Here is a 20,253-nt window from a genome sequence, read left to right on the forward strand (position 1 = left end):
CACTCAGCACTCAGCACTCCTAACGCCCAATTCCCAATATATAAACTATGTCATCTACTACTATTCGTCGCAAATCCAACACCTTTTATGTGATTTTGATTGCTGGTGCGGCTGCCCTCGGCGGGTTTTTATTCGGTTTTGATACTGCTGTAATCAACGGCGCGGTTTTATCTCTAGCAAAAGCTTTTAACACCAGTAGTTGGGTGACAGGGCTGGCAGTGTCCCTAGCGTTGCTGGGTTCTGCTGTTGGAGCCTTCTTTGCCGGACAGATTGCAGATCGTTATGGTCGAGTCAACGCAATGGTGGTTGCTTCGGCGTTGTTTACCATCAGTGCGATCGGCTCTGGGTTTGCCTTCACAATCTGGGATTTTATCTTTTGGCGATTATTGGGTGGGATTGGCATCGGTGTTGCTAGCGTCATCGCACCGGCTTACATTGCCGAATGTTCTCCCACCCATTTGCGAGGAAGATTAGGATCTCTGCAACAATTAGCGATCGTAGTAGGAATTTTCGTCGCCTTATTGAGCGACTACTTTATCGCTACGTCAGCAGGTTCAGCAGACTCGCCGTTTTTGTTTGGGGTTGCAGCTTGGCGCTGGATGTTTTGGACAGCAGTCCCACCAGCAGTATTCTACGGGATGGTAGCTTTAACAATTCCTGAATCTCCCCGTTATTTGGTTGCCAAAGGACGGGAACCGGAAGCTGTTAACGTTCTAACCAAGATTTTAGGGGGCGATGTGCTGCCAAAAATCGAAGAAATTCGCCAGACAGTGCTTCGTGAACGCCAACCCAGGTTTTCTGACCTCTTAAGCAGAAGTGGCGGACTCCTCCCCATTGTTTGGGTAGGAATAGGCTTATCTGTATTACAGCAATTTGTTGGGATTAATGTAATCTTCTACTACAGCAGCGTTTTGTGGCGGGCAGTCGGGTTTTCTGAAAAAGATTCCCTAACAATCACAGTGATTACAGGAGCCGTCAACATTATTACAACACTGATTGCGATCGCCTTCGTGGATCGATTTGGTCGTAAACCCTTACTCATCATAGGGTCAATAGGCATGACTTTGACCTTGGGGACGATGGCTTATCTTTTTGGTAATGCTCCTCTCGATGCTGCTGGGAACCCCAATCTGACTGGAAGCGCCGGGACTCTGGCTCTGATTGCAGCTAACCTCTACGTCTTTTGCTTCGGCTTCTCCTGGGGGCCAGTGGTTTGGGTACTGTTGGGAGAAATGTTTAATAACAAAATTCGAGCCGCCGCACTTTCGATTGCTGCTGCTATACAATGGGTTGCGAATTTCGTTATTTCCACAACATTTCCTCCTATACTGCAATATTTCGGTCTAGGTTCTGCCTATGGACTCTATACAATTGCAGCAGCTACCTCATTCTTTTTCATTCTCTTTTTTATTAAAGAAACCAAAGGAATTGAGTTAGAACACATGTAATTAATTCGTAATGACGCTCGTTCCTCTCTACGAGATGCTGCGCGTAACTTGCTTCCACGGAATGGTACGCTAACGTAATTCTTAACGTGAGTTCGACAAGTCTTATTTGACCTCTCCCCCAGCCCCTCTCCGTGTCGGAGAGGTTCATCGAACTCACGTTAATTCTTAATGGGCTACGCCCCACTGCACTAACGTGATTTGTAGAGCAGGAAAGGTATTTTTTCTCCTCTTGCCTCCCCTGCTTTCTTCGGTGATTCTCCCGGAAAAATATCAGAAAAAAACTAAATAAAAACTCTCGCTTCAGTCAATCACGAAAAAGATGGAAACTATCAATACGGCTCTTTGTTCTTCTGGTTTGTCCGGCATGGTATTTCATGCGCCGTTTATTGATTTACATCCCGGATTTAAATTAGCCGGTTCTTGGGAAAGAAGTAAAAAGCTGATACAGGAACATTATCCTGATGTAAAAAGCTATCCTTCTTTAGAAGCATTGCTAGCAGATGAGGAAGTAATGTTGGTGGTCGTAAATACACCCACTTATACCCATTATGATTATGCTAAACAGGCATTACTTGCAGACAAACATGTGGTGGTAGAAAAAGCATTCACCACAACAGTAGCAGAAGCGGAAAACCTGAAAGAATTGGCACAAAAACAGGGAAAGAAATTATCTGTATATCAAAACCGCAGGTGGGATAGTGATTTTAAAACAATCAAAAAAATTGTTCAAGAAGGTTTATTAGGTGATATTATTGAAGTAGAATTCCAATTCCAAAGATATAAACCAACCCTCAGTCATAAACAACACGTAGAAGTTCCAAGTCCGGGGGCAGGAACATTAAATAATTTAGGGCCGCACTTAATAGACCAAGCTTTGCATTTATTTGGGATGCCTGATGCTATTTTTGCAGACATCCGCATCACAAGAGTGCGATCGCAGGTAGATGATTATTTTGAGTTGATACTATACTACAATAAACTGCGGGTCAAATTAAAAGCAAGTTTTCTGGTGCGTGAGCCTGCGCCTGCCTATATCATACATGGCACTCATGGTTCTTTTCTCAAAAGCAGAGCCGATAAACAAGAAGAGTATTTAGTAGCGGGGATGAAGCCTAATACACTTGATTGGTATACAGAGCCAGAAAGTGAATATGGCTTACTTCATACCGAAAAAGACACAAAAGTAATTCGGGAAAAAGTTAAAAGCTCACAGGGCAGTTATTTAGGTTATTACGATGCGGTGTACAAATCCATTGCTAATAATCAGCCAATTGCTGTTACTGCCGAAGACGGAATTAATGTAATGCGAATTATAGAAGCAGCTATTAAAAGCAGCAATGAGCAAAAAGTCATAGCGTTGCTTTAAGTGACCTAAAACCCTATACAGTTCAGATAAGCCCAAAACACTTGTAGAGACGGCGATTTATCGCGTCTTGAGAACCCAAAAATGTTACCAGTAGCCCTTAACTGAACCATATTGACCTAAAACCTTAGCTCAAAATATGTAGATTAGCTCGTAAGCTGAAAGCTTTAGTTTGAGCCTAATCTCTTTCGTTACCAAGTCAGAATTCAACCATTTTCAACTCACAAGTCGATGATCAAAACTCTTTTTTATAGTTTTTTTCTTCTGTTTTTGGCAATTCCGGCAGTTTGGGCAGCACCTCCAGAAGATAATTCTAATCCAGCAGATGCGAATAGGAATTTGCAGGGGCAAGTCAATTCTGTTTCTCAGTTTTCTGATGTACAACCAACTGATTGGGCGTTTGGTGCATTGCAATCACTGGTGGAACGCTACGGCTGTATTGCAGGTTATCCCAATTCTACCTATCGCGGGAACCGTGCCTTAAGCCGTTATGAGTTTGCCGCAGGTTTAAATGCTTGTTTGGATCGGATTAATGAGTTAATTGCCACAGCTACTAGCGATTTAGTTAATAAGCAAGATTTGGCAGTGCTGCAAAAATTGCAGCAAGACTTTGCCGCAGAATTGACAACTCTGCGTGGGCGAGTGGATACGCTAGAAGCACGAACAGCAACCCTAGAGAAACAGCAATTTTCCACCACTACCAAGCTGAATGCTCAAATTATTACTGCCATTAGTGATACCTTTGGTAATAGAGTTGGTGGCAATCGCGATGACTCCCGTATCTACTTTGCAAATCGGGGTCGTCTCAACTTTGAGAGCAGTTTCACTGGCAAAGACTTATTGCGAGTCCGGCTAGAATTTGGCAACTTTGCGAATTCCAATGGTGTAAGCCAAATTGCCGCAGCTACAGGCACAGGGATGACACGCCTGAACTTCGATTATGACAGCAACGAGACACTTTTTGTCCCCCATATCCGTTATTACTTCCCAGTCAGTGATTCCCTTAACTTTGTTGTTGGGCCTACAGGCATTGGTTACACCGACATTACAAACACCATCACTCCCGCCACGATCGCTGATGACGGCAATGGGGTTCCTTCATTATTTGGATCATATAGTCCCTTATTCCGGCGAGGTGGTGGTGGTGCAGCCGCTAACTGGAACATCACCAAAGACTTGGTTCTCACCTTGGGCTATTTAGCAAACAGTCCCAATGTGCCATCGGGGAGCAACGGCTTGTTTAATGGCGGCTACAATGCCCTAGCGCACTTAGCCTATTATGGTAAGCAAGGAGCGATCGGTGTTGCCTACTCTCATGGCTATAGCCCTGCTGGAGTAATCGATCTCTCGGCTGGGACGGGTAGCGTGCTGTCAAACGCTCCCTTTGGCAACAACATTGCTACTTCCAACGATATTGTCGGCGCACAGGGATACTATCGCTTCTCCCCAAATTTCCAAGTCCACGCTTGGGGGGGATATATTTGGGCAAATGCCAAGAGTTCTGGTTTGAGTGATATTTCCAATGGTAGGGGTGGAACAGATTCTCTATTTGTGAACAATGGTGACAATGCCAATGTCTGGTTTGGGGCGATTGGGGTGTCGTTTCCCGATGTGGGTGGTAGAGGCAATCTGCCAGGAATTCTCTTTGGTATACCACCGCATGTCTCTAACAGTGATGTCCGTCAAGAACGAAATAACGCTTATCATATCGAAGCATTTTATCGTTACCGTCTGAACGACAATATTTCAGTTACTCCTGGCTTTTGGGTGATTCTCAACCCAGAAAACGACAGCAGAAATGATACCCAGTATGTGGGTGTGCTTCGCACAACCTTCGATTTTTAACTCTAAGGTAAATCCAAGAAATAAATTATCCAATATTGTGGGGTGGGCATCCTGCCATAGGTGTCAACTTAAGGTTAAAACCCATTTGTCAACGATGGGTTTTGTTAGGAGCGAAGTATAAAGGTGAACTTTTTTCTGACTTTTAGACGCTAGCTGGGAGTAATGCTAATAAACAAAGCATTCATAGTCCCTGAAAAAGTTCGTTTTTTTTCCCTTTCAAACCGAATTTATCAGCATAAATGCTTATTGACATAGAAAGTTTGAGCTTAACTTGACACCTATGGCATCCTGCCCGCCCAGTTTATAATATGGCGGGTGAGACGCCCACCCCACAAGAGTTAATTGGATATTTTTTGTCTTCTTGTAATAATAGCTTTCCATCTTTAGTTAGCTTTAGTTGCTGTCCCCGCCACTCTATGGTGTTGCCAATAAAGCCAAAAAACCAAATCACAAAGCTTAACAAGTCGCACCCAGGAACGAGCCACAGAAATTTTTTGACTATTGGATCTTTCAAACTAACAGTACCAACGATCCAAGCCATCAGTAATCTTGTTGCCCAACAGATACATAGTCCTAGCCATCCTACTATTGAACCATCAGTAGCAATCAGTAGCAGCAAGCTGGTGACGACTCCATAGGTAAAAATTAGTCCTAGATAACCCCAAGGACGAGAAACTCGTTTACCACGCGCCCAACGAATCTGTCGCCTGAGAGCGTCAACTAAATTGTTGCTTATCTGTACATGTTCAACTATGTAGTCGGAAAGCACAACTTTGTAACCTGCTTGTACAGGTAGATAGCCGAGTTGGAAATCATCTGCCAGATAATCAGCGATCGCTTCAAATCCACCAATGGCTTTGAGGACTTTTTTAGGGATGACAATGGTGGAACCAAAAGCATATTTTACACCGTTTTCCTTCAGATTACTGACAAAAACTCCAGCATGAAACTCAGTCGTAGTCGTAATAGCCTCTAATGTCGATATCCATCCTTTAGCTAAGGAGCGATACATACAGGTGACTACACCCACGCTTTCGTCTTGTAAAGGTTGGACAACTCTTTGCAAATAGTCTCTTCCAACTCGGATGTCGCTATCAGCAAGGACTAGAATTTCGTATTTAGCTTTGTCTGCGGCATTGGCCAAGTTGCTAACTTTGAAGTTTGTACCAATGACGCGATCGCTTACAATCAGCAAAATATCCAAATCTGAAAAATTGTGGATGATTTCCTCTATAACCTCTATACAAGGGTCTTGAGAGTTTTGTACTGCAAAGATGATTTGATATTCTGGATAGTTCTGCTGACAAAAGGAGGCTAGGTTTTTATAAGTATCACTATCAAGTCCACAAATGGGTTTGAGGATACTAACAGGTGGATGGAAATCTAGATCAATTGGCTGGGGATTAGCAAAAAAAATGATTGCCGCATAAATTGCATAGCAATAAAACCAGACCGATGAAACGCATAAAACTAGTAATAAATCAATGAAAAGTAGGTGAATATTTGTTAAGAAGGTAGATACAAACATAAACATTGATTAGCGGGCGGCTAATATTAGCATTTTCTAGATTCCTTGCCGATAAGTTTAAGATTTTCTTATGTAAGTTAAATGAAATTGGGATGACAAAGTGATTACTTTAGAGAAATTTTACTTTTAAATTTTCACGAAATATTTTTGGCTGGCTGAATTATTTCCGAAACTATCTGAATCAAGTACAGATAGTTTTAGGATTAATTATCATTAATTAAAAATTTTGGAAAATCAAATTTAGGCACTGAAAAATAAAAAAATATCCAATTAATTCTTGTGGGGTGGGCGTCTCGCCATAGGTGTCAAGTTAAGCTCAAACTTCCTATGTCAATAAGCATTTATGCTGATAAATTCGGTTTGAAAGGGACAAAAAACGAACTTTTTCAGGGACTATTAATGCTTTGTTTATTAGCATCACTCCCAGCTTGCCTATAAAAGTTAGAAAAAAGTTCACCTTTATACTTCGTTCCTAACAAAACCCATCGTTGACAAATGGGTTTTAACCTTAAGTTGACACTAATGGCGTCTCGCCCGCCCAGGCTATATGGCGCTCATGTTGCTCACCCCACAATATTGGATAATTTATTTCTTGGAGTTCCCTGAGATGGTATGTTGGGATAGAAAATGGTGGTTGGTAATTTCAAAGCCATTACTCAGCAGCGCTTCGCGTACCTTACTACTTAACAAGGCAGCCAGTTCTGCTTCACCTGTCACTAGTTCTTCATTTAAAGAATCGCCGTGAATTTCGTTGGCGTTGGCGTAGCTTCTCCAAGAGTTGCCCTCTGTAGGCATCGCCGGATGAGAGTAAATCTCTACCAAGTTTGCCTGAATTTGGGGTATCAACCCAAGTAAATATTCCTCTGTAATACCACTAGTTTGCAATAAACCGTAAACTCTTTGAGTAAAGCTAATACCTTCGGACTCTAACAGCCTCTCACCATAGCGGCGTAGTCTGCCAAATACTCCTGACCAAACTAGCTTTGTTAGTAAATTACTGCGATCAACTCTCAAGGTCATTCCCAGTTCCTCACTGGGAAGACGAATAACTTTAATATCAAATTCTGGTGCTAAGTCAACTAAAATACGCAAGACTACCGGATGTATATGTAAATGCAAGTGCCCATCTACATGAGAAAGAGGCAAACCAGTAGAACGGTATTTTTCTAACTGAGCGCGAATTTCTTGCCGCAGTTCTTTACGGGCTTCCTTAACAAATTGATAGCGCAACCCGGCAAAAAATGGACTGTTTGAAAAGTTACCTTGTTTGTCAACTAAATGGGGAATTTGCTCTGGCGGTAGGACAGAACGTCCACATATCAACACAAGATGTAGTCCAACGGCCAGATTTGGATTGGCCTTTGCCAAGGTGACAGCCTCTTTTGCAGCATCAGCGCTCACCATCAGGCTGGTACTAGTTAGCACTCCTTCTTTGTGTGCTTTGATAATTGCTTGATTAACTCCTTCAGAGAAACCAAAGTCATCACCATTGATGATAGCGAAACGCTGTGCTGGCATAAGTTTTAGATTTTTAAGGTTCCGATAATTGAGCTATTGAGTTGGATTGATGCCGATCTCAATCCAAAATGGTATTATGTCAACGTGAATTCGATGAACCTCTCCGAAACGGAAAGGCAGGAGCAACCAAAAATTAAGCTTTTTGCCCCCCTCTCCGCATCGGAGAGGGGCTGGGGGAGAGGTCAAATAAGACTTATCGAACTCACGTTATGTCAATTGTTCCAAAAAGAACAACTAACCAACAACTACTGATTCTGCTTTCGCAGTTGCTTGGGTACGACGGTCTTTCAAGTATGAGAAAAATTCCCGTCCTTCACGCAAACGGCGTACTAACATTTGCGGATCGGTGAGCATTTCGCCAACGATTGGGATAATCGCTCTGGGACGGAAGTAGAACTTCCGATACATCTTCTCAACTGCATCTTCAATCTCAGCACTGGAGAGATTTGGATATTGCAGTGTAGACATTTGAATTCCGGAACTAGCAACTAAAGAACTGTTGCTAAACCAATTATTTTCTTGTGCTTGACGATAAAGTTCTGTTCCAGGATAGGGAGCGGCAATCGAAACCTGAATTGTATGAGGACTAATCTCGCAAGCAAACCGGACTGTTTCTTCTATTGTTTTTGGCGTTTCGTCGGGTAAACCAATGATAAATGTGCCGTGTACGGTAATGCCAAGTTTATGACAATTTTCCATAAACTTCCGCGCTACTTCTAACTTGATTCCTTTTTTAATGCCATCCAAAATTTGCTGATTCCCAGATTCAAATCCTACCAAAAGTAGACGTAAGCCGTTATCGCGTAGTTTTTTGAGGGTGTCATAATCCAGATTTGCACGGGCGTTACAACTCCAAGTCAGTTTGAGTCGCCGCAGATGTTCGCTAATTGCGATCGCACGCTGTTTGTCTATAGTAAAAGTATCGTCATCAAACATGTATTCTCGCACCTTGTCGCCGAAGATGGCTTTCGCTTCTTCCATCTCGCGCCCAACTGCTTCGGGGCTTTTAGTGCGGTATAAATGTCCGCCGATTGTTTGCGGCCAAAGGCAGAAGGTACATTTTGCTGGACAACCCCGCCCAGTGTAAAAGGAAATGTATGGATGCAGCAAGTAGCCAATAAAGTATTTAGTAATATCTAAATCACGGTGATAAATCGGCAAGACACTGGGCATCGAATCCCAATCGTGAATCAAGGGGCGGTCTTCATTATGACGTATATTACCCTGGCGATCGCGGTAACTTAGACCTGTAATTTCTTCCCAAGATTTACCCTCTGCGATTTCTTTGCAGGTATAGTCGAATTCGTGACGACACACAAAGTCAATGATTGGGTTTTCCAGCAACGTCTGTTCTGGTAAGACTGCTACGTGCGCTCCAATCAGGCCAATCTGGACATTAGGGTTTTGAGCTTTGATTGTCTCGGCACACTTCACATCATTAGGCAGTGAAGGCGTGCTGGTGTGCATGATAATTAGCTCGTAATCTTGAGCAATTTTGATGACATCTTCTACTGTTTGATCGTGTGGGGGTGCATCAATCAGCTTGCTACCAGGTACAAGGGCTGCGGGTTGTGCCAGCCATGTCGGATACCAGAAGGAAGTAATCTCACGCTTGGCTTGGTATCGAGAACCTGCGCCACCATCAAACCCATCAAAGGAAGGAGGACTGAGAAACAAAGTTTTCTTCACAGGTATATTTCCTTGTATATAGTTCGGAGGTTCTACTTAATACTTCTTTAGGATAAAACCTAAAGGGCAGCAGATGCGATCGCAGTGGTAAATCATTTATAAAATTCTCTATTTCTCTCTTTTGCGAAAAATATTTTTTAATCAAACCGCAGAGAGGTAAGAAATAAAGATTGTCCCCCTACCTCCTACCTCCTGCCTCCTGCACTTGACAGTTAGCTACGAACTTTGGTGAGGATTTTTTGGGAATAGAACGAAGCTGATTCTTCGTTTTTGGCACAATCTTGGGCAAACTTAATCAAATGATGGCCAACAAGTCCAACGTGAATCAAGTTTTCTACATTTCCTGCTTTGAGTGCTGGCTTGGCCATTTTCCAGAAAGTCTGACGATAGTTACTAAATAAGCCTACCCGCAGCAAAATATTGCTTAAATAAGTTAAACCTTTGCGAATATTAGCCGCAGAAGCGCGAGACGGGCTGTTAGGAATTTTGATGCGGTTTGGATAAGTGTGTTCCATGTTGTAGGCGAACCGCTGATATAAAAATTCTGGCTCATAAGCAGTTGTGATGCAGCGCCGCCACATCTCAATAACTTGCTCGTAGGGCATCAAAAATTCAACATTTGATTCGCGGTTTTCATCATAGACAAGTCGTCCTTCTGCTTCTAATCTCCGCCATAATGGAGTTCTAGGTAATGCATGAAGTAGGTTAATTGTCAACATGGGAATTTGCGATGCCCGAATAAATTCGATAATTCGGTCTGCTGTTTCTGGTGTATCTGTATCTAACCCAATGATGATTCCTGAGACTACTTCCATACCATAGCTATTTAAAACCTGAATTGCTTTTAAGATGGGCATACTCAGATTTTGGTCTTTGGAAATCGCATGGAGGGCATTTGGTTCTGGTGTTTCGATGCCACAAAAGATTGTGCAAAAATAGGCTTCGCGCATCATTTCTAGCAATTTTGGACTTTGTGCTAGATTGAGCGTTGCTTCACAGGCAAACTGGATGGGGTAGCCATTGCGCTTTTGCCAGTCAATCAGGTGAGGAAGTAACTTCATGGCGGCGCGGCGATCGCCAACAAAGTTATCATCGACAAAATACACTGCCCCCAAATTGCCAGATTGTCGCATTGCGTCTAACTCCGCGACTACTTGCTCTGGTGTTTTCATTCGGGGACTGTTGCCATAGAGTTCGGGAATATCACAAAACTCGCAGCGATAAGGGCAACCACTAGAAAACTGGACATTTGCCAGGAAATAATCATTGATATTCAGCAAATGATAAGCTGGAGTTGGAAACTCTGTTAAGGGTAAACGTTCCTTGGTTTCAAAGCGAATTTGCTGTTGGGGACGTTCTAGATTTTGGTCTAGATATTCGATCAGGCGATCGCTTCCATCTCCCAATTCACCCAAATTTAAAATGTCAAATTCAGGATAATATTCTGGACATCCAGATACCGAAGGACCACCCACAACGGTAATTTTCCCAGATCGATGGGCAAGTTCATTAATTTGATTAATCTGCGGTTTTTGGATGTGCATTCCACTCACAATCACCACATCAGCCCATTGATAATCAGCCCTCGTTGCTGATTTGACATTCTCATCAATAAAGCGCACTTCCCATTGTTTAGGTAAGTAGGCAGCCACAATTAAAATACCTTGGGGTGGCATAAAAGCCCGAACTTTACCCATCAGTGGGTAAGCGTGATGAAAAGTACCAAAGGAGCGGCTGTATTTGGGAAAGATACACAGAATGCGTCGATGGTGCAAAGGAACGTAGCGGGTTCCTTGAATGACAGGAGCGGTTTTAGAATCGACCGCGACATTAATCCGTTTCTCTGAAGACTTTAGATTTACAGTCATTGCAAATTTCACTCTGGAAAACTGAGCAGGTAATTTGACAGTTTATTGACATAATTAGCTGTAATTCCAACTAGCTTACCAAAGAAAGGCAGGACGCAGAAGGCATTAGGAATGTATTTTTGCTCAAAGCAAAGTCCTAGCGATTATAAATTGCCCAATCTTGCCTTCTGCCTGATTCATCGTGATATTTGAAGAGGGTGTTTAACTGGTAAAATATAGAATCTCCCCTAGCAATGCAAATTTAATTAGTTGGCAAACAACAATTATGGAAATCGCGCATGGGACATAAAAAGAGAGATTTTCATTTTTTGTTGTATCCAACTGGGTATAGGCATCTGTCATGAATTTGATTTACTTTCTTTTGCGTTCTTCGTGGGGGATGGTGGCGATCGCGATCGCTACGGGATTCTTGAGTGGCGGTAGTAGTGCTGGCTTGATTGCCTTAATTAGCCATACTGCTAGTAGTGGTAGTGCTTCCCGCCTCACATCGATAATTTGGGGTTTTGCGGGGCTGGCAATAGTTGCATTAATTACCAGTATCATTTCTCAAGTGATGCTAGTTCGTCTTTCTCAGAATGCAGTCTTACAATTACGAATGCGTTTAAGTCGCCAGATTCTCGCTTCCGAGTTGAGTCATCTGGAACGCTTAGGGAATCCTCGATTATTGGCAACTCTTACAGAAGATATTCAGGCGGTTGCCGATGCTGTTTATCAGATGCCTTTCATTTTTATTAATTTAGCGATCGTCCTGGGTTGTATAGCATATATAACCTGGCTCTCTTGGTTAGTATTGCTGATGGTTTGTGGAATTTCAGTAGTTGCGATCGCTAGTTGTCAGTGGCTACTCAACCGAGGCGGGCAATTACTGACCCTAGCTCGTGAAGATGAAGATCATCTGTTTAAACATTTTCGCACCATTACCGAAGGAGTCAAGGAACTCAAACTCAACTACAGACGGCGTGAAGACTTTTTAGCAGAAAAGCTGCAATCAACTGCTAACGAGTTCCGTCATCACAATGTTAAAGGTCTAACCCTTTTTGCCATAACTTCAAGTTGGGGTCAACTCATATTCTTTTTTGCCCTCGGTTTTGTACTGTTTGTGCTACCTAATCTGCTTACCATCAATCCCGAAACTCTCTCTGGCTACATTTTAACTTTCACTTACTTGGTGTTACCTATGGATAACATCATCAGCAAACTTCCTTTATTAAGCAAAGCCAGCATTGCTTTACAAAAAATCGAATCCCTGGGTTTATCTCTAGCAAGTCGAACGGAAATATCCACTGTTCCGCCTGCTCTAAAATCTGACTGGCATAGGTTAAAATTTAAAAGTGTTACCCATATTTACTATACAGATAAAGAAGACAACAGCTTTATTTTTGGCCCCATAGATTTGACACTTTATCCTCAAGAATTAGTCTTCATTGTCGGCGGTAATGGTAGCGGCAAATCTACATTAGCTAAACTAATTACCGGACTTTACATCCCAGAAAAAGGCGAAATTTGGTTTGATGACGAGCTAATTAGCGAACAGAATCGAGAATGGTATCGCCAGCATTTTTCTGTGGTATTTTCCGACTTTTATTTATTTGAAGAACTTTTAGGATTAAAAAATTCTGACTTGGACGAGCAAGCTAAAAAATATATAAAACAACTGCAACTAGACCATAAAGTGAAAGTTGAAAACGGCCAACTTTCTACAACTGCTCTTTCTCAAGGACAACGGAAACGCCTAGCTTTGCTCACAGCCTACTTGGAAGATCGACCAATTTATCTATTTGACGAGTGGGCAGCCGATCAAGATCCAGTATTCAAGGAAATATTCTACACTCAAATTCTACCAGAACTGCGATCGCGGGGTAAAACAGTGCTGGTGATTAGCCATGACGATCGCTATTTTCATTTAGCAGACCGAATTATCAAACTTGACTATGGAAAAATCGAGTATGACAAAACTTAATCTGTCAAAACAATTCATAATTGTTAATGAAGGAATATCTTGAGTTTGACTAAATAAAACCAATGTCTGAACAAAAGCCCATAAGTCCTTGGAACTACAAACCTTGGTGGTGTCAGCCTTGGTCTATAGTTCTCACAGGTGTAACACTGATTGGTGGTAGCTGGTTACTATTTAAAACTATCTGGCTAACAATTCTCGTTTCCATCCCTGTAGTAACATGGATGGGGTTTTTTGTGTTGTTTTGGCCTCAACTAATGATTCGCAGTGGTATTTTGGAGTCGTATAAAGATTAACACTTCCCCGACTTAAAGTCGGGGGATTCTTGGTTCATCCAGCCGACTTATCTATATTTGTTTCCAAGTCTAGACAGAGGTCGTTCTGTTCCCAAGCGATCGCGGTATGCCCCACCGTTCTTAATGATTTAGCCAAAATGTTCAGGGCTAGGCGTTCAAAGGTGAACTCGTCACCAATAATGCCCCGCCAGCCGTCTGTACCAAACTTGATTGAGTTAGCTACAACTGACATCTAGGTATCCTAACTGTCTACTTGAGGATTCTAGCATTTATACAGTGTGCAGAGTAAAAAAAGAATCTAGTAAAAATATGTACTAATAATATTCAATACAAAGGCGAGCAAATTTGCGTATTATAGCTGCTGGTGAAGCTTGGGCAGTAGGTAATTGTATTGTTTAACTTTTAAGAGAGTTTCTAACGGAGATTTGGCTTCGATCTGAAAAATATTTTGACTATTCACACTTTTAGTTTTTTTCAACATAGAGAGAGCGAATTCTGGTGTAGGCTCTTTCTCTCTCATGGGTGTAATAGCGCCTTTCTGAATATAAATATATCCTCCTACGCTCTCGGTTGCCCAGAAAAAAGGAATTTTAAGTGCCTTAATTAATTTCTTATGGCGTTCTGAGGAAAATAGATAAATTCCTTCTCCATGTTCTTCTAGAATTGCTTTAACCTTCTTAACAGCTTTTGTTACCTCGAAAGCGCTACAAAGTTTTTGTGCATTTCCTCCTTTGGGAATATCTTCAGCTTCCAAATCGTGAAATTTTGGATTAGAGATATACTGGTCTACTAACTTACCACATTCATATAGCTCATAATGAAAAACAGTTTCATCATGGTTTAATACTGCTAAAGTATAGTTATTAAAATGACTTGATATTAGAGAAGCTAAACTAAAAAGTTCCTTAGAATCATTCTCTGCTATTTCAGCATACACAATTGCGATATCCTTAATAAAAGGAGAAACATAAGCATTTATTCTTAAGCTCTCAAGATAATTAAGTAAAACTTCTTGATTTTGTCCTTTGACAATAATATTAGTGTACGAATTAGCCATGATGTTATCTAATGAAGAGTTAGCCAAAATTTGTTTGTAAATTAGGCTTTGGCATCAAATAATAAGAATGCCAGAACAGATAAACTGAGATTCAGTATTATGAGCGATCGCCCCATCTATACAAATTTTTTCTATATTTTTTCTATATATAAGCATTAATAATCCTTAATAGTATTAACTATTAAGGATTGTTAATATGAGCAAAAACTGCTCACCAACCTGATTGTTCCTTAAAAATCATCGAGAAACTGACTAAGGCGACTGATTACGGGGTCAACCTCTTGAGGAGGGGTAGCAACAGTATAAGAAGTATTATTTACTACTTCTAATTGATTTGGAGACGGAATGAATGATCGATCATTGACTATGAGCGCCAGTTGTGCAACTTGTTGAGAAAGTTGCAATAGATGATGTTCCATCGCCTCCAAACGATTAGATCCCTTGGCAAAAAAACGTTCCTCAAGTCCAGCCACTTGACGTTGCAGTTCACCGATTTGTTGATCAATCGGTGTTGTTACTGCCGTTTGTGGAGCAGGTTGTACAGGTTCCGGTACACATAAAGATTGCCATAAGGCTTCTTTACAGAGGTCGCTGAAAGTCTTGTCTGGTTGTTTTTCCAAATAACTTTCTACTTGCGCTAACAAGCTTTCATCAGCAAGCTCTGGGTTGAACGTGACGGATTTAACTACCTTTTTTGACCATTGGAACATCAGCTTTATGCCCTAGCAGCGCGATTGGAGGATAATTGTGCCTCTCCATAAATATACTGCCCCAAAGCATTCGCCTGACGGGAAGGTGCTGCTAAATGAGCATTAATCTTTGCTTCTTTGAGCAGACGTTGAACGTCGTCCCAGAAGAACTCACCACCACCGCCAGTAAGAATCACATCGGTGACGCGTTCTGGCAACCAGGCTAGCACACGGCTACAGATTTCGCGAGAAAACATCTCCGTAAGGTTAGGAAGAAAATCATCTAGGTTGGTGGGCTTGCTAGCGCCTTTAGGACGGTAAAAACGTTCACCTCTGGGTTTGTTAACAGCAGAAATCAGCGCTAGAGATTGACTATCGGCTCCCTCGATTTCAGCGGATACCAATTCATAAAACTTATTCATCCCGAAGTCTTCGCTTTTAGAAGCACCTCTAGCAAAACGGAAGTTATCTACCATCAAAAGATCGACGGTTTGATGTCCAATATCGACGATCGCCACCGATATTTTTGTAAAATCGGGACTGCCAGGATTTTTCTTTGGTTGAGCTTCAGACCACAGCAAACTGCCGTAGCCCTCTGGCATGACCCAAACTTTATTGACATTCAGCGACACAGACTCGCCTCGGAAGTTCAACACATGAGGGCCACCTACTTGGCTAATCAACTGGGCTTTTTCCTTTTCAAATTGCTCTAAAGAAAGAAAAGGCAGACCCAGTACGACTGAGATATCATTTTTGAGTTTAAAGTAGCCAGCACTTGCTAACACTTTTACCAGTGCAGCCTCTACCTTGGATTGTCCGACTCCTAAATTCGCCCCAAAGTCTGCCGCCAGTTGACCAACGGCATATCCATTGCCTTGATACTCCAGCCACAAATCCATTAGGGGATCAGTAGCGCGGGCTTCAAAAACACCGCCGCGTACTTGCTCTATTGACATCTGCTTGACGTTGGCAGGTACGAACACTACATTACCAGGTTCGCGACTCACACAAGTTTTTGTGGAAGTTCTGCCTAAATCAACACTGAGAATGGTTTTTCCTGAAACCGTTCCTGTGCTTGGGTTAGGATTATTAACAGCATTTATGGGAGTGGATGCCGACACTCTATTCATCGGTATAGCAGCGGCATTGATAGGGGTAGCAGCGGAAGGTTGGTCTGTCATGAAAGCTCCTAGTTCAAACTTAACTGTAAAAAGTTGTCATGCTCATCTTACAAAAATGCGAGCAACCAGAAATTCTAGGTTGCGTCAAGTGTAGCTAGAAATACGCCAAAAATTAATTCCGGCCATATCTCCGGTAAGCTCTGCCAACGCACATCTAGTATTATTTGGCATAGTGTAGGCGAATTTTGGCCAGATGTAACCCCTGCTTTTACTGCTTTCAAACCAAAAGCGTCCGTGTTTCATCTTCTAGTACGTCTTAACTGGCGCTTGGATATCCAGAAAATAAATGCCAAAACCAAACCCCCAAGTACGATTTTGGATACAGGAGCAAGGTACTTGTCCACAAGTTCATACTGACTACCCAACGCGTATCCTGAGTATGTTAGCAAACCCACCCAAGCCGCGCTACCCAATGTTGTGTAAAACAAAAATGGTAGCAAAGGCATATTGCTGATCCCTGCGGGAACAGAAATCAAGGTGCGGATTCCTGGTACAAGACGACCAATTAATACTGCTTTTCTACCTTGTCGATCAAACCACACTTTGGCCTTGGTGATATCTTTACTGGATATAGCCAGCCATTTGCCATATTTATCAGCCCAAGCTTTCAAACGGGTTTCGCCCAAAAACTTACCTGGATAGTACCAAATAAGTGCGCCTAATACAGAACCCAAAAGTCCTGCAAAAAACACACCAATGATATTCAGCTTTGGCCCTCCTGGTTGATATGGACTTGCTGTAAATCCAGCCAGTGGCATGATCAATTCTGAAGGAATGGGGGGAAAAAGATTCTCTAAGAACATTAGTAGGGCAATTCCCCAATGGCCAAAATAGTTGATAGTATTAGTTATCCATTCAAGCATTAAGTCAATTCCTGAAATTGCTGTACTAGTTCTGTTACTAAGATTCCGCCTTAGCTTTTTTAAAAGGTAATTGTTTTGGATTGTTAGAGTCAAGGTAACTTGGCTGAATGGCACTAAGGAAAGCCCAAATTTATGTAGCCTCGTTATCAGCCTGGAGGCTGGTAACGTATTCTCAGAGGCTCTACCTCTCATCAAAAAAGAGGAGGCAGAGCCTCAAATGGGTTCCCAGCCTCCAGGCTGGGAACCAGTTGGAAACAGACTCAGACAAGCAAAAGTTAAGGATCTGTTTCATTAATTTTGCGGGGCTGCGAGATCCCCGACTTCTTCAAGAAGTCGGGGATCTGAATCACCCTGATTTATCACAATTTAATTAGTGACATGAACCACTAGTACAACACAGCGTAAATAAACCACCTATTCAAAATTAATGAAACGCTTACGCTGTATTAATTTTGAATTTTGAATTTTGTTAGCGCAGCGTTAGCGAGTCTGCGAGCGTCATTTTGAATTCCGCCTTGCGGTACTAGGTTTTATTTTCCAATTTTTTAGATCCCCCTTAGTCGTTTTTTTGAAAGACTAAGGAGGATCTAAAGATTTGATGACAAATTTCAAAACATACTTTAGGGTTTTCTTCTGAGTTGATGCTGTGGGGAATCAGGAACAGAAAAGGAAGAAAGTTTAACCTTGTCCCCTTCATCCCCTTCATCCCCTCTTCTTCTAGGCTGTCGGAGTCAATGATTGTACTCTTGGTTCCGATTGCCAGTCTAAGGGATTCCAAACTCGATCTTCCAGCGCCATCTGCTCAATCAAACTTGCCAGTCTCAGGGCTTTGAGAGCTTGTTCACCGCCTACTGAGGGCTGATTGCCACCATGCACGCAGTTGACAAAATGCTCTAGTTCTGCACTTAGAGGTTGAATATTGCTGGTGTAGACTTTTTCAATTACACCATCTTGCCTGTAAAGTACTTGTCGGTGGTCGGTGAGAGAATTGGCAGTGGTTTGCCGATGAATCAAAATTTCATTCTTGAGGAAATCTGCCTCAGTAAATGAATTTTTGCAATGAGCGACAATCCGGCGAATTTTTCGGTGGGTAACTTTACTGGCAGTCAGAGTAGCAACAATACCATTGGCAAATCCCAAGGTAGCGGTTACGTAATCTAAATAACCAGAGTCTAGGGAGCGAGTACCGCTAGCAGTCAATTTTGTGACTGGGGAAGCAGCTAATTCCAGAAGTAGGTCGATGTCATGGATCATTAAATCCAGCACAACCGAAACATCATTTGCCCGATCTGAGTAAGGACTCATTCTGTGGGCTTCTAGCGCCAGCAATTCCTCTGTTTTCAGTACTTGGCTCAATTCTTTAAAAGCTGGGTTGAAACGCTCAATATGACCCACTTGCAGGATACACTGAGACTCAGCCGCAGCATTGACTAAAGACTCTGCCTCTGAAATACTGGCTGCGATCGGTTTTTCAATCAAAACATGAATACCCGCTAACAGACAGTTGATGCCCACAGCATAGTGCAGACGGGTGGGAACAGCTACACAAACTGCTTCCACAAGGGGTAGCAGGTCACAATAATCTTCAAAAAAACGCACCTTATACTTGCTGGCAGTTTCTAATCCTCGCTCGACGTTAATATCTGCCACTCCGACTAATTCAACATCTTTCATTGAACTCAGCACGCGAGCGTGGTGTTGTCCCATGTTACCCACTCCAATCACGCCTATGCGGATTGGTCGTGGCTGGTTGCGCTGTGTGTATGGATTCGGTTCTGCCACTGACATGCTATCTTGCACTATTATTCTCTCCTCAACCACCAAATTTAGAGACGCTACGGCCGTTGGCGTTTATACTCGAAAGCCAGTTACGATCCGTCTAAAACCATCCAGATGGTAACATAGAGCCTATGTTTATGAAGAATTTCAAAGTTTGCGATCGGTTCCCGTAATCCAAATATCTTTTGTATAGATATTTCGGGTTTGTTTGGGATTTTGCACTTTCTCCAAAAAAATATGTCTTTTGATTAACTGTAAAAAATTCGGTAAGACCTAAGTGTAAATTCTTCTTGGCATTGCTTTCTGGCATTTTGTTAAGGTTTGATTTGGCGATTTTAAATCCAAAATTTGCAACTGAAATGAAAGCTGTAATTCTGTTATCTGGGGGATTGGACTCTTCCACAATTTTGTATAAAGCTCAGGCTGATGGCTGTGAATGTCATGCTATCTCCTTTGATTACCAGCAGCGACACCGACAAGAGTTAAAGTCAGCCCTTGCTGTTGCTCAAAAAGCTACGATCGCACAACATCAAGTTGTTAATTTTGACTTACGACAATGGGGTGGTTCGGCGCTTACCGATGACACCATTGATTTACCCCAGGAGCGATCGCTGGATGAAATGTCTCAAAATATTCCTGTTACATACGTTCCGGCTCGTAATACCATCTTTTTAAGCTTTGCTCTTGGTTACGCCGAAGCGATCGCAGCAGAGCGTGTCTATATCGGCGTTAATGCCCTCGATTATTCAGGATATCCTGATTGTCGCCCCGACTACATCGAAGCAATGCAAGAAGTTTTTCGCCTGGGAACCAAACAAGGGCGTGAGGGACAACCAATTAAGATTGTTGCACCCCTAATCAACCTGAAAAAAACCGAAATCATCCAACTGGGGAACCAATTAGGAGTTCCTTGGGAGTTAACTTGGTCTTGCTATGCTGCTGGAGATGTCGCCTGTGGTGTATGTGATTCTTGTCGCTTGCGGCTAGCAGCTTTTGCCGAATTGGGACTTGTTGATCCACTGACGTATGCTTCTTGAAGAGTGAGGAGTCTGACTTTTCACGGCATCTGGAAAACCTCTCTCTAAATCTCTCTCCTTTGAGGAGAGACTTTGAATTTTCCCCTTTCCTGCGTCGGTAAGGGGGTTGGGGGGTTAGGTTGTTGGTGGACTTTT

General features: G+C 42.4%; 16 protein-coding genes. 6 read left to right on the forward strand and 10 right to left on the reverse strand.

What is annotated here, in order from left to right:
• Window positions 1–47 precede the first annotated feature (47 nt).
• The 3 genes from V7L07_RS06940 (at window position 48) to V7L07_RS06950 (ending at window position 4,656) form a co-directional block, all read left to right on the forward strand.
• Window positions 48–1,448 (forward strand): sugar porter family MFS transporter, encoded by a 1,401-nt coding sequence (locus V7L07_RS06940; RefSeq protein WP_335056247.1) that lies wholly within the window; start codon window positions 48–50, stop codon window positions 1,446–1,448.
• 319 nt (window positions 1,449–1,767) lie between these two features.
• Window positions 1,768–2,814 carry a Gfo/Idh/MocA family oxidoreductase gene (locus V7L07_RS06945; RefSeq protein ID WP_335056249.1) on the forward strand — a complete coding sequence of 349 codons (1,047 nt, stop codon included), beginning with the start codon at window positions 1,768–1,770 and terminating at the stop codon, window positions 2,812–2,814.
• A 228-nt stretch (window positions 2,815–3,042) separates the two neighbouring features.
• On the forward strand, window positions 3,043–4,656 hold the full coding sequence (locus tag V7L07_RS06950; RefSeq protein ID WP_335056251.1) for an iron uptake porin: 1,614 nt from the start codon (window positions 3,043–3,045) through the stop codon (window positions 4,654–4,656).
• A gap of 301 nt (window positions 4,657–4,957) precedes the next feature.
• Here V7L07_RS06950 and hpnI read toward each other — a convergent pair whose 3' ends face one another.
• The 4 genes from hpnI to V7L07_RS06970 all read right to left on the reverse strand — a co-directional run bounded on the left by hpnI (window position 4,958) and on the right by V7L07_RS06970 (window position 11,259).
• Window positions 4,958–6,184 carry a bacteriohopanetetrol glucosamine biosynthesis glycosyltransferase HpnI gene (gene hpnI, locus V7L07_RS06955; protein WP_335056254.1) on the reverse strand — a complete coding sequence of 409 codons (1,227 nt, stop codon included), beginning with the start codon at window positions 6,182–6,184 and terminating at the stop codon, window positions 4,958–4,960.
• Window positions 6,185–6,769: 585 nt separating this feature from the next.
• Window positions 6,770–7,702, reverse strand: coding sequence for a hopanoid biosynthesis-associated protein HpnK (gene hpnK / locus V7L07_RS06960; RefSeq protein WP_335056256.1), 933 nt, complete (start codon window positions 7,700–7,702; stop codon window positions 6,770–6,772).
• 234 nt (window positions 7,703–7,936) lie between these two features.
• A complete protein-coding gene (hpnJ, locus tag V7L07_RS06965; protein ID WP_335056258.1) occupies window positions 7,937–9,391 on the reverse strand; it encodes a hopanoid biosynthesis associated radical SAM protein HpnJ in 1,455 nt (484 codons plus the stop codon).
• Between the two features lie 212 nt (window positions 9,392–9,603).
• Window positions 9,604–11,259, reverse strand: coding sequence for a B12-binding domain-containing radical SAM protein (locus V7L07_RS06970; protein WP_335056260.1), 1,656 nt, complete (start codon window positions 11,257–11,259; stop codon window positions 9,604–9,606).
• Window positions 11,260–11,599: 340 nt separating this feature from the next.
• Here V7L07_RS06970 and V7L07_RS06975 point away from each other — a divergent pair, with 340 nt between their 5' ends.
• Both V7L07_RS06975 and V7L07_RS06980 read left to right on the forward strand, forming a co-directional pair.
• Window positions 11,600–13,219 (forward strand): cyclic peptide export ABC transporter, encoded by a 1,620-nt coding sequence (locus V7L07_RS06975; protein WP_335056262.1) that lies wholly within the window; start codon window positions 11,600–11,602, stop codon window positions 13,217–13,219.
• Between the two features lie 62 nt (window positions 13,220–13,281).
• A complete protein-coding gene (locus tag V7L07_RS06980; protein WP_335056264.1) occupies window positions 13,282–13,512 on the forward strand; it encodes a DUF6737 family protein in 231 nt (76 codons plus the stop codon).
• Between the two features lie 34 nt (window positions 13,513–13,546).
• On the opposite strand, the gene V7L07_RS06985 is transcribed toward V7L07_RS06980, so the two are convergent.
• The 6 genes from V7L07_RS06985 to V7L07_RS07010 all read right to left on the reverse strand — a co-directional run bounded on the left by V7L07_RS06985 (window position 13,547) and on the right by V7L07_RS07010 (window position 19,102).
• A complete protein-coding gene (locus V7L07_RS06985; RefSeq protein WP_335056426.1) occupies window positions 13,547–13,744 on the reverse strand; it encodes a hypothetical protein in 198 nt (65 codons plus the stop codon).
• A 120-nt stretch (window positions 13,745–13,864) separates the two neighbouring features.
• Entirely contained in the window at window positions 13,865–14,569 is a 705-nt protein-coding gene (locus V7L07_RS06990; RefSeq protein WP_335056266.1) for a hypothetical protein, read from the reverse strand.
• Window positions 14,570–14,799: 230 nt separating this feature from the next.
• Entirely contained in the window at window positions 14,800–15,279 is a 480-nt protein-coding gene (locus V7L07_RS06995; RefSeq protein WP_334778533.1) for a plasmid segregation centromere-binding protein ParR, read from the reverse strand.
• Between the two features lie 5 nt (window positions 15,280–15,284).
• A complete protein-coding gene (locus V7L07_RS07000; RefSeq protein ID WP_335056268.1) occupies window positions 15,285–16,439 on the reverse strand; it encodes a ParM/StbA family protein in 1,155 nt (384 codons plus the stop codon).
• A 239-nt stretch (window positions 16,440–16,678) separates the two neighbouring features.
• Complete coding sequence (locus V7L07_RS07005; RefSeq protein WP_179065453.1) at window positions 16,679–17,302, reverse strand: DedA family protein; 624 nt, start codon at window positions 17,300–17,302, stop codon at window positions 16,679–16,681.
• A gap of 717 nt (window positions 17,303–18,019) precedes the next feature.
• The gene (locus V7L07_RS07010) at window positions 18,020–19,102 is read right to left on the reverse strand and encodes a Gfo/Idh/MocA family oxidoreductase (protein WP_334695759.1); all 1,083 of its coding nucleotides are present in this window, start codon (window positions 19,100–19,102) and stop codon (window positions 18,020–18,022) included.
• 338 nt (window positions 19,103–19,440) lie between these two features.
• On the opposite strand from V7L07_RS07010, the gene queC reads away from it, so the two are divergent.
• On the forward strand, window positions 19,441–20,118 hold the full coding sequence (queC, locus tag V7L07_RS07015) for a 7-cyano-7-deazaguanine synthase QueC (RefSeq protein WP_335056270.1): 678 nt from the start codon (window positions 19,441–19,443) through the stop codon (window positions 20,116–20,118).
• Window positions 20,119–20,253: the final 135 nt, after the last annotated feature.

The sequence above is a fragment of the Nostoc sp. genome (genome assembly GCF_036916985.1).
Classification (GTDB): Bacteria; Cyanobacteriota; Cyanobacteriia; order Cyanobacteriales; family Nostocaceae; genus Nostoc.